Source organism: Micromonospora tulbaghiae (assembly GCF_900091605.1).
GTDB lineage: Bacteria > Actinomycetota > Actinomycetes > Mycobacteriales > Micromonosporaceae > Micromonospora > Micromonospora tulbaghiae.
The window spans coordinates 249,273-262,177 of the sequence record NZ_FMCQ01000003.1 but is presented as its reverse complement, the minus strand read 5'-3'; the positions used below and the strand labels follow the sequence as shown (position 1 = coordinate 262,177).

The 12,905-nt window shown below is 72.2% G+C and carries 12 protein-coding genes; 5 read left to right on the top strand and 7 right to left on the bottom strand.

Annotated elements, in window-relative coordinates; all coding sequences use genetic code 11:
* Positions 1-404 precede the first annotated feature (404 nt).
* Both ctaD and GA0070562_RS10130 read right to left on the bottom strand, forming a co-directional pair.
* Entirely contained in the window at positions 405-2,162 is a 1,758-nt protein-coding gene (gene ctaD, locus GA0070562_RS10135) for an aa3-type cytochrome oxidase subunit I (protein ID WP_013284349.1), read from the bottom strand.
* Between the two features lie 127 nt (positions 2,163-2,289).
* Positions 2,290-3,396, bottom strand: coding sequence for an FAD-dependent monooxygenase (locus GA0070562_RS10130; RefSeq protein ID WP_091419047.1), 1,107 nt, complete (start codon positions 3,394-3,396; stop codon positions 2,290-2,292).
* Positions 3,397-3,726: 330 nt separating this feature from the next.
* On the opposite strand from GA0070562_RS10130, the gene GA0070562_RS10125 reads away from it, so the two are divergent.
* Positions 3,727-4,860, top strand: a complete 1,134-nt coding sequence (locus GA0070562_RS10125) for a glycoside hydrolase family 12 protein (RefSeq protein ID WP_091419044.1) — start codon at positions 3,727-3,729, stop codon at positions 4,858-4,860.
* Positions 4,861-4,920: 60 nt separating this feature from the next.
* Here the strand turns inward: GA0070562_RS10125 and GA0070562_RS10120 are convergent, their stop codons facing one another.
* Complete coding sequence (locus tag GA0070562_RS10120) at positions 4,921-5,703, bottom strand: aldo/keto reductase (protein WP_091419042.1); 783 nt, start codon at positions 5,701-5,703, stop codon at positions 4,921-4,923.
* 78 nt (positions 5,704-5,781) lie between these two features.
* Between GA0070562_RS10120 and GA0070562_RS10115 the strand changes: the two genes are divergently transcribed.
* Both GA0070562_RS10115 and GA0070562_RS10110 read left to right on the top strand, forming a co-directional pair.
* Positions 5,782-6,816 carry a DNA polymerase ligase N-terminal domain-containing protein gene (locus GA0070562_RS10115; protein WP_091419039.1) on the top strand — a complete coding sequence of 345 codons (1,035 nt, stop codon included), beginning with the start codon at positions 5,782-5,784 and terminating at the stop codon, positions 6,814-6,816.
* Between the two features lie 8 nt (positions 6,817-6,824).
* A complete protein-coding gene (locus GA0070562_RS10110) occupies positions 6,825-8,006 on the top strand; it encodes a threonine synthase (RefSeq protein ID WP_091419037.1) in 1,182 nt (393 codons plus the stop codon).
* A gap of 34 nt (positions 8,007-8,040) precedes the next feature.
* Here the strand turns inward: GA0070562_RS10110 and GA0070562_RS10105 are convergent, their stop codons facing one another.
* Positions 8,041-8,433, bottom strand: coding sequence for a cupin domain-containing protein (locus GA0070562_RS10105; RefSeq protein ID WP_091419035.1), 393 nt, complete (start codon positions 8,431-8,433; stop codon positions 8,041-8,043).
* Between the two features lie 250 nt (positions 8,434-8,683).
* Positions 8,684-9,088 carry a hypothetical protein gene (locus GA0070562_RS10100; RefSeq protein ID WP_091419033.1) on the bottom strand — a complete coding sequence of 135 codons (405 nt, stop codon included), beginning with the start codon at positions 9,086-9,088 and terminating at the stop codon, positions 8,684-8,686.
* A gap of 272 nt (positions 9,089-9,360) precedes the next feature.
* Here GA0070562_RS10100 and GA0070562_RS10095 point away from each other — a divergent pair, with 272 nt between their 5' ends.
* Positions 9,361-10,377, top strand: a complete 1,017-nt coding sequence (locus GA0070562_RS10095) for a beta family protein (protein ID WP_225853420.1) — start codon at positions 9,361-9,363, stop codon at positions 10,375-10,377.
* A 2-nt stretch (positions 10,378-10,379) separates the two neighbouring features.
* On the opposite strand, the gene GA0070562_RS10090 is transcribed toward GA0070562_RS10095, so the two are convergent.
* Positions 10,380-10,661, bottom strand: coding sequence for an iron-sulfur cluster biosynthesis family protein (locus tag GA0070562_RS10090; protein ID WP_047894073.1), 282 nt, complete (start codon positions 10,659-10,661; stop codon positions 10,380-10,382).
* 316 nt (positions 10,662-10,977) lie between these two features.
* Here GA0070562_RS10090 and dacB point away from each other — a divergent pair, with 316 nt between their 5' ends.
* On the top strand, positions 10,978-12,561 hold the full coding sequence (gene dacB / locus GA0070562_RS10085; protein WP_091419031.1) for a D-alanyl-D-alanine carboxypeptidase/D-alanyl-D-alanine endopeptidase: 1,584 nt from the start codon (positions 10,978-10,980) through the stop codon (positions 12,559-12,561).
* A 21-nt stretch (positions 12,562-12,582) separates the two neighbouring features.
* Here dacB and GA0070562_RS10080 read toward each other — a convergent pair whose 3' ends face one another.
* Positions 12,583-12,894 carry a hypothetical protein gene (locus GA0070562_RS10080; protein ID WP_091419028.1) on the bottom strand — a complete coding sequence of 104 codons (312 nt, stop codon included), beginning with the start codon at positions 12,892-12,894 and terminating at the stop codon, positions 12,583-12,585.
* Between the last annotated feature and the right edge of the window lie 11 nt (positions 12,895-12,905).

Genomic DNA, 12,905 nt, shown 5'->3' with positions numbered 1-12,905 from the left:
GTTCGTGCCCCCGCCGGCGCGGCGAACCGCTCTCAACGCCGTGATGACCGTTCAACGCACAGTGCACAGGCGGGGCTCCCGAGGGTGATCAAGGAGTTTGTGTCCGCGCCGGCCCGGTGAACTGCCACAAACTCCTTGATCACGGGCCGCAGCGCGCGGCGCTGAACTCACCCGGCCCGCCCGAACTGGCCCTGCCCGCCCGGACTGGCCCGGCCCGGACTGGCCCGTTGATCATGAAGTTAGCGGGGATAAATCGGACGCCGAGCGCCGCTAACTTCATGATCAACCCGGAGGGGAGCGGGGGTGGGGGGTGGGGCAGCCGGGAGGGAGGGCGGGGAAAGGGGCGGGCGCCGCGCCCCTGGTTAGGGGTGCGGCGCCCGTCTCGACGTGGCGGTGCGGTGGTGCTAGCGCTGGTCGAGGTTGCCTGCGGTGTCCTCCTGGTAGCTGGCGCCACCGTTGACCTCGCTGGTCAGCGGCTTGGCACCACCCTCGGGCGGACCGGCCAGGCTCTGCCCGGCGGCCAGCTCGGGGAACTTCGCGTCGAACGCCGGCCGCTCGGAGCGGATGCGCGGCATGCGGTCGAAGTTGCGCAGCGGCGGCGGGGAGCTGGTGGCCCACTCGAGCGAGTTGCCGTGACCCCACGGGTCGTCGACCTCGACGACCGGGCCGGTCTTGTACGACTTCCAGCAGTTCCAGATGAACGGCAGCGTCGAGATACCGGTGATGAACGCGCCGATCGTGGAGATCGTGTTCAGCGTGGTGAAGCCGTCGGCGGCCTGGTAGTCGGCGTACCGGCGCGGCATGCCCTCGTTGCCCAGCCAGTGCTGCACCAGGAACGTGGTGTGGAAGCCGATCATGGTGAGCCAGAAGTGAATCTTGCCGAGCCGCTCGTCGAGCATCCGGCCGAACATCTTCGGGAACCAGAAGTAGATGCCGGCGAAGACGGCGAACACGATGGTGCCGAAGAGCACGTAGTGGAAGTGCGCCACCACGAAGTACGAGTCGTGCAGGTGGAAGTCGAGCGGCGGGCTGGCCAGCAGCACACCGGTGAGACCACCGAAGAGGAAGGTCACCAGGAAGCCGATCGAGAACAGCATCGGCGTCTCGAAGGTGATCTGGCCCCGCCACATGGTGCCGATCCAGTTGAAGAACTTCATACCGGTGGGCACCGCGATCAGGTAGCTCAGGAAGCTGAAGAACGGCAGCAGCACCTGACCGGTGGCGAACATGTGGTGCGCCCAGACGCTCATCGACAGGGCGGCGATGGCGATGGTGGCGGCCACCAGGCCCTTGTAGCCGAAGATCGGCTTCCGGGAGAACACCGGGATGATCTCGCTGATGATGCCGAAGAACGGCAGCGCGATGATGTACACCTCGGGGTGACCGAAGAACCAGAACAGGTGCTGCCACAGCATCGGGCCGCCGGTCGCGGGGTCGTACACGTGGGCGCCCATCAGGCGGTCCGCGGCGAGCGCGAACAGCGCGGCGGCCAGCAGCGGGAAGACCAGGATGGCCAGCAGGCTGGTGACCAGCATGTTCCAGGTGAAGATCGGCATCCGGAACATGGTCATGCCGGGCGCGCGCAGGGTCAGGATCGTGGTGATCAGGTTGACCGCGCCGAGGATCGTGCCCAGACCGGAGATGGCCAGGCCGACGACCCACATGTTGGCGCCCACGCCCGGGGCGTGGTCGGCGGTGCTCAGCGGCGTGTAGGCGGTCCAGCCGAAGTCGGCCGCGCCACCCGGAGCGATGAAGCCCGCGGTGGCGAGCGTGCCGCCGAACAGGTACAGCCAGTAGGCGAACGCGTTGAGGCGGGGGAACGACACGTCCGGCGCGCCGATCTGCAGCGGCACCACGTAGTTCGCGAAGGCGAACACGATCGGCGTCGCGAAGAACAGCAGCATGATCGTGCCGTGCATCGTGAAGAGCTGGTTGTACTGCTCGGGCGACAGGAACTGCAGGCCCGGTCGCGCGAGTTCGGCGCGCATGATCAGGGCCATCAGGCCACCGATCATGAAGAACACGAACGCGGTGACCATGTACATGATCCCGATCTGCTTCGCGTCCGTGGTGCGCAGCAGCCGCGCGATGGCCGACCCCTTGACCGGCTCGCGGACCGGCCAGGGCCGGGTCACGACCGGCTTGGGTGCGACGGTGGTCACGAGTGGCCTCCGGTTCTGGTTGTCCCGCTCGGCGCGCTGGTCATCGGCGCAGCCGTCATCCGCAAGGAGGATAGTCCCCGGTAGGTGGCCCCGCCGCGTGGGGTGGGCGGCTACGATCACCGGCCCGCTAGAGCGGGCCGGTGAGGAGCCGGTAGTGCTCCCGGAAGATCCGCCCGCCGCGTCCGCGCAACAACGGGTCGCGCAGCGCCGGCGGCACGTCGCGGGTGCGGTTGCGGTCGCGGGTCCGGTCCCGCACCCAGCGGGTACGCGGCCGGCGACGACTCTCGTACGCGATCAGCGCGGCGTCGACGCTGCCGGCGGCCCGCAGCGACTCCGCGAGCACGACGGCGTCCTCCAGCGCCATGGCCGCGCCCTGGGACAGCGTCGGGGCGGTGGCGTGAGCGGCATCACCGACGAGCAGCACCCGGCCGTGGAACCAGCGCCCCAGCTCGACCTCCTCGGTGCGCTCCACGCACACGGTCTCCAGCGCGGCCAGCACCTCGGGCACCGGCCCGCCGTAGGAGCCGAACAGTTCGTGCAGGCGGGCGAGCGGGTCGGCGGGCAGTTCGGTGCCGGCCTCGTCGGCATAGCAGTAGAGCCTCCCGGCGCCGAGCGGCACGACCAGGAACCCGGCCCGCTGGCCGAGCAGTGCCGTCCAGTCCGCGATCCGGGGGCCGCCGCGCACCAGCGCGCGGTAGACCACCTGCCCGGCGGGGCGCGGTGGTCCGCCGAGCGCGGCGAGGGTCCGTACCGCCGAGCGGGGCCCGTCGGCGCCGACGACCAGGTCGTACTCGCCGCCGGTGCCGTCGGTGAAGCCGACGGCGACCCGGTCGGGCAGCAGGTCGACGGTGCTCACCTCGGCGCCGTGGCGCACCGCGCCGCCGGCACCGGTGAGCAGCACCCGGTGCAGTTCGGTCCGGGGCAGCGCCCGGCACTCCCCCACCCCGGCCCAGAGCGCGTCGAGGTCGACGTCGCACAGTGGCGCTCCGGCGGCGTCGAGGAAGCGCTGCCGGTGGATCACCTGGCCGAGCGGGCGCAGTGGCCCGTCGAGGTCGAGCCGGCGCATCGCCCGGGCGGCGTTGCCCGGCAGGTAGAGGCCGGAGTCGATCGTTTCGGTGGGTGGCAGCCGCTCGGTGACGTCGGGCCGGAACCCCGCCAGGCGCAGCGCCCGGGCCACGGCGAGGCCGGCGATGCCCGCGCCGACGACGAGGATGCGCAGGGGGGAACCACCCATCACGGGGTACGCCTCCGGAGGGGGATCGGAACGCGTTGGAGGCAAGACATTACTCGCCGCAACCAGGCGGCGGAAGTGCCCGTGCGCCCTGGCACCGGCCACCGGTCGGCGGCGCACCCCGTCCCACCGGCAGGAATCCCGCCTCCATCTGGGGGAAGGGGGCGGCCGCCGTGACCTCTCGCGCCACGAGCCGGACGCGGAGCGTTAACGAGCCCGGCGCATTTGCGCAATGATTCGAGACATGTAAATGTATTCCTTGCATCGTGGGAGCGCTCCCGCCCGTATCACCGACCGAACCGGCGCCGTCCCCGCGCCGAGCCAAGGAGCATCATGAAGCGTCCACTCAGGGCCCTCGCGGCAGCCGGACTGCTGGCCGCCGGCACCCTCGTCGCCGTCGCGCTCGGCGGCACCGCCTCCGCCGACACCCAGATCTGCGAGCAGTACGGCTCGACCACGATCGGCGGCAAGTACGTGGTGCAGAACAACCGCTGGGGCACCAGTGCCCAGCAGTGCATCAACGTCACCTCGACCGGCTTCTCGATCACCCGCGCGGACGGCTCCGCGCCGACGAACGGTGCGCCGGTCTCCTACCCGTCGATCTTCGTGGGCTGCCACTACACCAACTGCTCGCCCGGCACGAACCTGCCGGTGCAGGTGAAGAACATCAGCAGCGCGCCGGCCAGCATCAGCTACAACTACGTGAGCGGCGCGATCTACGACGCCGCGTACGACATCTGGCTTGACCCGTCGCCGAAGCGCGACGGCGTGAACCAGATGGAGATCATGATCTGGCTCAACCGGCAGGGCTCGATCCAGCCCATCGGCTCGGTGGTCGGCAACGCCAGCATCGCGGGCCGCACCTGGGAGGTCTGGCGCGGCAGCAACGGCTCCAACAACGTCATCTCGTACGTGGCGCCGTCGGCCATCCCCAGCTTCAGCTTCGACGCGATGGCGTTCATCAACGACACCCGTAACCGGGGCGCGATCACCAACGACTGGTACCTGACCAGCATCCAGGCCGGGTTCGAGCCGTGGCAGGGTGGCGTCGGCCTGGCGGTGAACTCGTTCTCGCAGACCGTCAACACCGGCTCCAACCCGCCGCCGACCACGTCGGCACCGACCACGCCCCCGCCCTCGGGCGGCGCGTCGTGCACCGTCACCTACAAGGCGGCGAACGTCTGGAACAACGGCTTCACCGCCGACGTGACGGTCAAGAACACCGGCTCCGGCACCATCAACGGCTGGACGCTGAACTACAACCTGCCCTCCGGGCAGACCGTCACCAACGCGTGGAACGCCACGGTGAGCCAGAGCGGTTCGGCGGTGACCGCCCGCAACGCCGGCTACAACGGCACGCTGGCGCCCGGGGCGTCGACCAGCTTCGGCTACCAGGCGACGCTGAACGGCAGCTACTCCGCGCCGAGCAGCTTCACGCTCAACGGCTCCGCCTGCGCCCGGGGCTGACCACCGCACACGACAGGGGGCGCGGTCCGCTGCGGATCGCGCCCCCTGTCCGTGTACGCCTCAGCCGGCGAGGGTGTCGATGTCGCGCATCTCCTCGGCGGTGAGCGAGAACCCGAACACGTCGACGTTGGCGCGGATGCGCTCCGGCGTGACCGACTTCGGGATGACCACGGTCTCGTGGTCGATGTGCCAGCGCAGCACCACCTGGGCCGGCGACACGTCGTGCGCCTGGGCGATCCGGACCAGCACCGGGTCGGACAGGTCGCTGGTCTTGAACGGGCTGTACCCCTCCAGCGCCACGCCCCGGTCCCGGTGGGCGGCGTACGTCTGCCTGTCGTACAGCGACGGGCTCCAGCGGATCTGGTTGACCGCCGGCGTCTCCTCGGTGGCCTGGATCAGCTCGTCGATCTGGCCGATCGAGTAGTTGCTCACCCCGACCGTGCGCGCCATGTTCTCGTCCCGCGCGGCGAGCATCTCCCGCCACACCGGGATGCTGTCGCCGGGCGCGGACGGCGGCCAGTGCACCAGCCACAGGTCGACGTAGTCGGTGTCCAGCGCGGCCAGGCTGGCCTCGATGGTCTCCCGCTCCCGGCCCACCCGGTCCGGCGGCAGCTTGGTGGTGATGAAGACGTCCTCGCGGCGCAGCCCGCTCTCCTTGACCGCCTGCCCGACCTCCTTCTCGTTGCCGTACATGGTGGCCGTGTCGATGTGCCGGTAGCCGGCGTCCAGCGCGGCGAGCACCGCCTTGAACCCGGCCTCGCCGGTGGCCTGCCACGTGCCGAAGCCGAGCAGCGGGATCCGGACGTCGCCGGTGAGCGGGAGGGTGGGCTGGTCGCTGTCCATGTCCCCCGTTCTACCCCGGTTCATCGCACACACACCGGCATCCCGGCGCGCACGGCGGGTCTGGGGGAGGATGCGGGGGTGGCGGACCGGCTGGAGGAGTACCGGCGGAAACGGGACGCCGCGCGTACCCCGGAACCGGTGCCCGAGCGGGCTTCCGGGCGGAAGCGGTCCGCGCGGCGCGCGCCCCGCTTCGTCATCCAGCAGCACCACGCCCGGAGCCTGCACTGGGACCTGCGGCTGGAGCACGACGGCGTGCTGGCCTCCTGGGCGGTGCCGCGCGGCCTGCCCCGCGACCCGGGCCGCAACCACCTGGCCGTGCACACCGAGGACCACCCGATGGAGTACCTGACGTTCTCCGGGGAGATCCCCGCCGGGGAGTACGGCGGCGGGCGGATGATCGTGCACGACACCGGCACCTACCGCGCGGAGAAGTGGCGCGACGACGAGGTGATCGTGGTGCTCGACGGCGAGCGCACGAAGGGCCGGTACGTCCTGTTCGCCACCGGAGGGCGGGGCCGGGACTGGATGATCAGGCGCACCGACCCGGCGCCGGAGGGCTGGACGCCGATGCCCGAGCTGGTCCGCCCGATGCGGCCCGCCGAGGGCGGGCGGCTTCCGCGCGACGCCGCCTCCTGGGGGTACGAGCTGCGCTGGGCGGGCGTGCGCGCGATGGCGTACGTGTCGGGTGGCCGGCTGCGGCTGCTCGACGGCGACGACGCGGAGGTCACCGGTGAGTACCCGTGGGCGCGGGCGATGGCCGAGGCGCTCGCTCCGGCCGAGGCGGTGCTCGACGGCGTGCTGGTACGGATCGACCCGGCCGGGCGGGTCCGCCCGCCGACCCGGCGCGACGGGCAGTTCCTCGCCGTCGACCTGCTCTGGCTGGAGGGCGTGTCCAGCCTCGACGTGCCGTACGCGCAACGCCGTGACCTGCTCGACGGTCTGGCGCTCACCGGCCCGCACTGGCAGACTCCGCCGTGGTTCCCGGGAGTCGGTGCGGACGCCCTGCGGGCCGCCCGTGAGCAGGGGCTCCCGGGAGTGGTGGCGAAACGCCTCGACTCCCCGTACGAGCCGGGCCGGCGCAGCCGGCACTGGCTGAGCATCGACGCGAGCTGAGGACCACCGTGCACCTGACGCACCTGGAGTGCCCGCGCTGCGGCCGTGAACACCCGGCCGACGTGTTGCAGAACCTGTGCGGCTGCGGCTCCCCGCTGCTGGCCCGCTACGACCTCGCCGCGGTGGCCTCCACCGTCGCCCCGGAGCAGTTCGGGCTGCGCCCGGCCGACCTGTGGCGCTACCGGGAGCTGCTGCCGGTGGCCGATCCCCGGTTCGTCACCACGCTGGGCGAGGGCTGGACGCCGATGTGGCGCGCGCCCGCGTACGGGCACGAGATCGGCATCGTGGACCTGATCGTCAAGGACGAGGGGCTCACCCCGACCGGATCGTTCAAGGCGCGCGGGGCGTCGGTGGGCGTGAGCCGGGCCCGGGAGCTGGGCGTGAAGCGGATCGCCATGCCCACGAACGGCAACGCCGGCGCGGCCTGGGCCACGTACGCGGCGCGGGCCGGGATGGGCGCGACCATCGCCATGCCGCTGGCCGCGCCGACGATCTGCCGCGAGGAGTGCCTGGCCGCCGGCGCCGACCTGCGGCTGATCGACGGTCTGATCAACGACGCGGGCCGGGACATCGCGGCGCTGATCGCCGGGTCGGACGGCGGGATCTTCGACGCCGGCACGCTACGCGAGCCGTACCGCCTGGAGGGCAAGAAGACCATGGGGTACGAGATCGTCGAGCAGCTCGGCTGGCAGGTGCCCGACGTGATCGTCTATCCCACCGGCGGGGGCGTCGGGCTGATCGGCATCCACAAGGCGCTGCACGAGCTGCGCGAGCTGGGCTGGGTGGAGGACCGGCTGCCCCGGCTGGTCGCGGTGCAGTCCACCGGGTGCGCGCCGGTCGTGCGGGCGTTCGCGGCCGGCGAGGATCGCGTCACCCCGTGGGAGGGCGCGCGTACCGTCGCGTTCGGCATCACGGTGCCCGCCCCGCTCGGCGACGAGCTGATCCTGTCCGCGCTGCGGGACAGCGCCGGCACCGCGATCGCTGTGGACGACGCGGAGATCCTCACCGACCTGCGCGACTTCGCCGCCCGGGAAGGGCTGCTGCTCTGCCCGGAGGGCGCGGCCTGCCTGACCGCTGCCCGGCACCTGCGCGCGGGCGGGTGGATCCGGCCCGGTGAGCGCGTGGTGGTGCTCAACACCGGCGCAGGCGTCAAGTATCCAGGGCTGGTGCACAGCGGGGCGCCCGTGTGACCTGAGGTCGCGGCGCCCCGCTCGAGACCGGCGGTCAGGAGGTGGGCGGCTCGTCCTCGCCCGCCTCCTCGGCGGCGTCCGCCTCCTCCTTCGTCTTGTGCACCGCGCCGTCGGCGTGCTCCGGCGGGCCGTAGACCGTGTAGAGCACCAGCGGGTTCGGCCCGGTGTTGACGAAGTTGTGCTTCGTGCCGGACGGCACGACCACCAGGTCGCCGGAGACGACCTCCTTCTTCTCCCCGGCCACCCGCGCCTCGCCGGTGCCGCTGACGAACGTGAGGATCTGGTCGATGCCCTCGTGGACCTCCTCGCCGATCTCGCCGCCCGGCGGAATGGTCATGATGACCAGCTGGGTGTGCTCCCCGGTCCAGAGCACGCGGCGGAAGTCGGGACTCTTCTCGGCGACGGTCGCGATCGTGAAATGCTCCATGGTCCGCTCATACCCCGTTCGCGCGCCCGCCACGCCGGGAGTCGCAGATGGTGGAATTCCCACGCCGAGCCGGTTTGGATCCCCTCGGAAGGGGCATGTGCTCCCGACAAGACCGGTGCGTTGCTGGGCCGGTCGAGCCAGGTCCCCGCCGGCGTACCGCCGTACGGCTGCGGTGGCGGGAGACGGCCGGAGCGCGGCGACGTTACGACCGGGAGGTCGTGCGGCGCCGTGCGCTCGTCTGCGCGTCCGGTCAGGCGAGCACGGCCAGGTGAAAGGGCCGGTCCACGTGCCCGCTCGTGCCGTGCGTCTCGACGAACACCGCGTTGGCGATCCCCGAGCGCGGCGCCACCGTGATGACACCCTGCGGGGCCAGCCCGTCGGCAGTCGCGGGGCCGACCGTCCCGACGTACGCCGCTCCGGCCACGTCCTGGTCGAACGCGACCTGGTACATCCCGGCGGCGAGCCGGGTGGCCGAGGTGGCGCCGAGGCCGCGGACCAGCTTCCCGTCGGCGTCGACCACGGCGAACAGCATGCGCGCGGTGGCCGGCAGCCCGACCGGCGAACACGAATTGATCTCGGTGTCGGCGCGCGCGGCCTCCCGCATGCTCGGGATCGGCTGGCCGGTGGTCTCCCTCCTTGCTCTACGGCTGGGCATGGTGATCCTCTCTCCCGCCGGTACGCCGGCCGGAGGCGTTCGTACGCTTCCGGGCGATCGTCGGCGATCACCCTCGATGATTCCGACGCTATGTCGGCCCGGCAACCAGCCGCAGAAGTGTCCGATCAAGGACAGTGGACGGCTCTGACCTGCGGAAACGTCAGCCGGATCGCCGATTCGCCGCCGGGTCCGCCGACCGTCCCGGCACCGCTCGTCACACCGGAGCCGACCGGAAACCATGACGCAGCGCGACCGTCTGGCTACATTGAAGTATGGTGCAGCCGCTCCGAGGTCGACCGACGGTCTACCGTCCGGTGCTGGCCGCACGGCGCGGGGAGCTGGAGGCGCTGACCCGGCTCGACGACGCCTCCGCCGCGCTGCTCGCACCGGTCCTCGACGTTCCGGCGGACGCGCCCTCCATCGTGGACTCCCTGGCCCGGCTGCCCGCCGGGATGCTGCCCGCCGTCGACGTGTCGGCGCTGCCGGAGGCCGGCGAACACGATCCGGTCCGCTGGGGCGTACCGCTGGTGCCGGTGATCGGTCTCGCGGACAGCGACCGGCGGCTGGCCGCGCACGGCGCGGCGGCCCGGGCCTGGGCGCACCACGCGGTCGTCAGGTTGCGCCTCGGCCCGGACCGGGCCGGACCGGACGCGGCCACGGCGGCGGCGGAACGGGTGTGGCGGGTGACGGGTCTGCTGCCCGAGCAGTGCGACCTGCTGCTGGACGCCGGGGACGTGTGCTGCCAGGCCGACGTCCGGCTGGCCGAGCCGCGGATCCGGCGTGCGGCGCAGTGGGCCCGGCGGCACGCCTGGCGTTCGGTGACGACGGCGGCCGGCGGGATGCCACCGGCCCTGTCCCGGCTGCCGGCGGACGAACCGGTCCGGGTGGACCGCTACGACTGGTCGCTCTGGCGGCGTCTGGCCGACCTGGGCGTCGGGTACGGCGACTACGGGGTGGGCTGCGCGGTGCGGGACGCGGACGAGCCGGGCGACCGGACACCGACGCTGCGCTGGGCCGCGGACGACGCGTGGTGGGTCTACCGCTGGTCGCGGCGGGGTGGGCGGGGCGACGAGCGCTTCGCCGACCTGTGCCGCACGCTGACGGCCGCGCCGCACTGGTCGCCGGCCGGGGCCGGCTTCTCCTGGGGCGACCACGAGATCGTCCGGCGGGCCCGGCGGGGCGCCGGCGCGGGCTCACCGGCCAACTGGATCGCGTGGAGCACGTCGCATCATCTGGCGCACGTGCTGGCCGCGCTGATCCGGCCGGAACCGGACCAGCGCGCCGGCTGAGCTCACTCCTTCTCGGTGAAGCCGAACTGCACCACGCCCTCCTCGTCGACCACCGCGTCGACGGACGTGTCGTTGAGCAGTTCGGCCGCGTCCGAGTCGAGGAAGATGCGCGCGCCCTCGGTGTCCACCACCTGGTCGCCCTGCACCGGCTGCGGCACCAGCTCGATCGAGAGCGAACCGGCGTCGGTGTCGGCGGCGATGCGCAGCCCGCCCGCGTCGGCGACGTCCTGCTGGGCGGCGAGGTCACGGATCACCAGGACGGCGTTGTCGGTCATGGTCAGCATGGCTGAACTCCTCATGGCTGGATGTCGGGTTCCGCGGGCGACACGGCCCACGCGGTCGGCTCGCGACCCGGAAGCGGGCGAGACACGATCTCGCCGCGCTGGAAGCAGGGCGGTTGCCACGGCCCTCACCCCCACCGTGCCCGCTGCCCGGTCATCCGTCAAACGGAACCCGATGATCCGCCGCTCCTCGGTGAACAGGTGTTTTCCCCGATTCGGAGCGGGAACGACGCAGGGTTGCGGCGCCCGCGCCAGGGCCGCAAATAACCTTTCGCACCGGAGTCTTTTCCGGAGGAAATCTCCGTGGCAGCATCTTCCCATGCATCGTCGCCTATTTCCCCGGGCACTCGCGGTGCTGGCGCTGGTCGCCACCGCGGCCGCCGCCGGCACCACCACCGCCACGGCCGAAGCGCCCACCCCGGCGCAGACCCGGCTGAACGCCACAATCGACGCGATCCTCTCCGACAGCCGGCTCGACGGAGCGCAGGCAGGCGTGGTCGTCGTCGACACCGCCACCGGCCGCACGCTGTACGACCGCAACAGCACCCGGCGGCTCATCCCCGCCTCCAACACCAAGCTGCTCACCTCGGCGGCGGCGATGGAACTGCTCGGGCCGGGCCACCGCTTCACCACCGAGGTGAGCGCCGACGGGTCGCGCCGCGCCGGAATGCTCTCCGGCGACCTCTACCTGCGCGGCGGGGGCGACCCCACCATCCTCGCCGCCGACTACGACCGGCTCGCCGAGCAGGTCGCCGCGGCAGGCGTACGCGTGGTCGCGGGCGATCTGGTCGCCGACGACACCCGGTACGACAAGGGCCGGCTCGGTCCGGACTGGACCTGGGACGACGAGCCCTACTACTACGCCGCTCAGGTGTCAGCGCTGACAGTGGCCCCGGACACCGACTACGACGCCGGCACCGTGATCGTGCAGGCCACCCCGGGCACCCGGGCCGGTGTCCGGCCGAAGATCACCATGACCCCGGACAACGGCTGGTTGCGGATCGACAACCGGGCCGAGACGGTCGCCGACGGCGAGACGAGCATCTCGTTCGAACGTGAGCACGGCGGCAACACGGTGGTCGTGACCGGCCGGATCGCGGTCGGCCAGGCCGCCGAGAGCGACTGGGTGACCGTGTGGGAGCCGACCGGCTACGCCGCCGACGTGTTCCGCTCCGCGCTGCGGCGGCACGGCGTACGGGTGCTCGGCCGGACCGTGCTCGGCACCGCCACCCCGGACACCGCCAAGCCGCTCGCCCGGCACGACTCGATGCCGCTGGCCGACCTGATGGTGCCGTTCCTGAAACTCTCCAACAACGGTCACGCCGAGGTGCTGACCAAGGAACTGGGCCGGCAGCTCTCCGGATCCGGCACCTGGGCCGCCGGGCTGTCCGCGATCAGCGGGTACGTGGGCGACGCCGGAGTGGACACCGGCACGCTGCGCCAGCGCGACGGGTCCGGCCTGTCCCGGCGCAACCTCGTCCCGCCGGCCCAGTTCGTCACGCTGCTCTCGGCGGTCCGCGCCGAACCGTGGTTCGACACCTGGTACGCCGCGCTGCCGGTGGCCGGCAACCCGGACCGGTTCGTGGGCGGGACGCTGCGCAGCCGGATGGGCGGCACCGCCGCCGCGAACAACGTGCACGCCAAGACCGGCAGCCTGACCGGCGCATCAGCGCTCTCCGGCTACGTCACCGACGCCGACGGGCGGCTGCTCGCCTTCTCGATCGTGCTGAACAACTACCTCACCTCGTCGGTGAAGGGGCTGGAGGACCAGATCGCGATCGCGCTCGCCTCGTACACCGAGAAGGAAACGGCGACCGCCCGGCGGACCGTGCCGGCCGCACCGGAGTCGCCGCGCGTACCGGAGGGGCGGGAGTGCTCCTGGGTGAAGCCCGCGCTCTGCTGACCGGCCCTACCGCCCCGGTGCTCAGGCGCCGGGGCGGTACGGACGCGGGTCGGCCGCGGGGTCGCCGCGCTCGACGAGCGCGTCGATCTCGGTCGACGGCAGTCCGCGCAGCGTGAGCACCCGGCGCCCCCACACGTGCAGGCGGCACGGGTGCGGGCTGGCGTCGTTGCGGCAGATGGTCCCGCCCGACCAGGCCCGCGGCGCGTGCACCACCACCGCCCGCACCGCGAACTGGACGTCCTCGACCGTCACGTACGGCGGCATCGGGATCTCGCGCAGCACGTCACAGTCGGTGCGCGGGCGGGCGGGGGCGACGGGGGCAGGGCCGGTCATCGGTCGGGCCT

Excerpts from the sequence above, each read along its gene's own strand:
- GA0070562_RS10130 (WP_091419047.1), bottom strand. The coding sequence starts at position 3,396 with ATGGGTGGTTCCCCCCTGCGCATCCTCGTCGTCGGCGCGGGCATCGCC.
- GA0070562_RS10125 (WP_091419044.1), top strand. The coding sequence starts at position 3,727 with ATGAAGCGTCCACTCAGGGCCCTCGCGGCAGCCGGACTGCTGGCCGCC.
- GA0070562_RS10120 (WP_091419042.1), bottom strand. The coding sequence starts at position 5,703 with ATGGACAGCGACCAGCCCACCCTCCCGCTCACCGGCGACGTCCGGATC.
- GA0070562_RS10105 (WP_091419035.1), bottom strand. The coding sequence starts at position 8,433 with ATGGAGCATTTCACGATCGCGACCGTCGCCGAGAAGAGTCCCGACTTC.
- GA0070562_RS10100 (WP_091419033.1), bottom strand. The coding sequence starts at position 9,088 with ATGCCCAGCCGTAGAGCAAGGAGGGAGACCACCGGCCAGCCGATCCCG.
- GA0070562_RS10095 (WP_225853420.1), top strand. The coding sequence starts at position 9,361 with ATGGTGCAGCCGCTCCGAGGTCGACCGACGGTCTACCGTCCGGTGCTG.
- GA0070562_RS10090 (WP_047894073.1), bottom strand. The coding sequence starts at position 10,661 with ATGCTGACCATGACCGACAACGCCGTCCTGGTGATCCGTGACCTCGCC.
- dacB (WP_091419031.1), top strand. The coding sequence starts at position 10,978 with ATGCATCGTCGCCTATTTCCCCGGGCACTCGCGGTGCTGGCGCTGGTC.
- GA0070562_RS10080 (WP_091419028.1), bottom strand. The coding sequence starts at position 12,894 with ATGACCGGCCCTGCCCCCGTCGCCCCCGCCCGCCCGCGCACCGACTGT.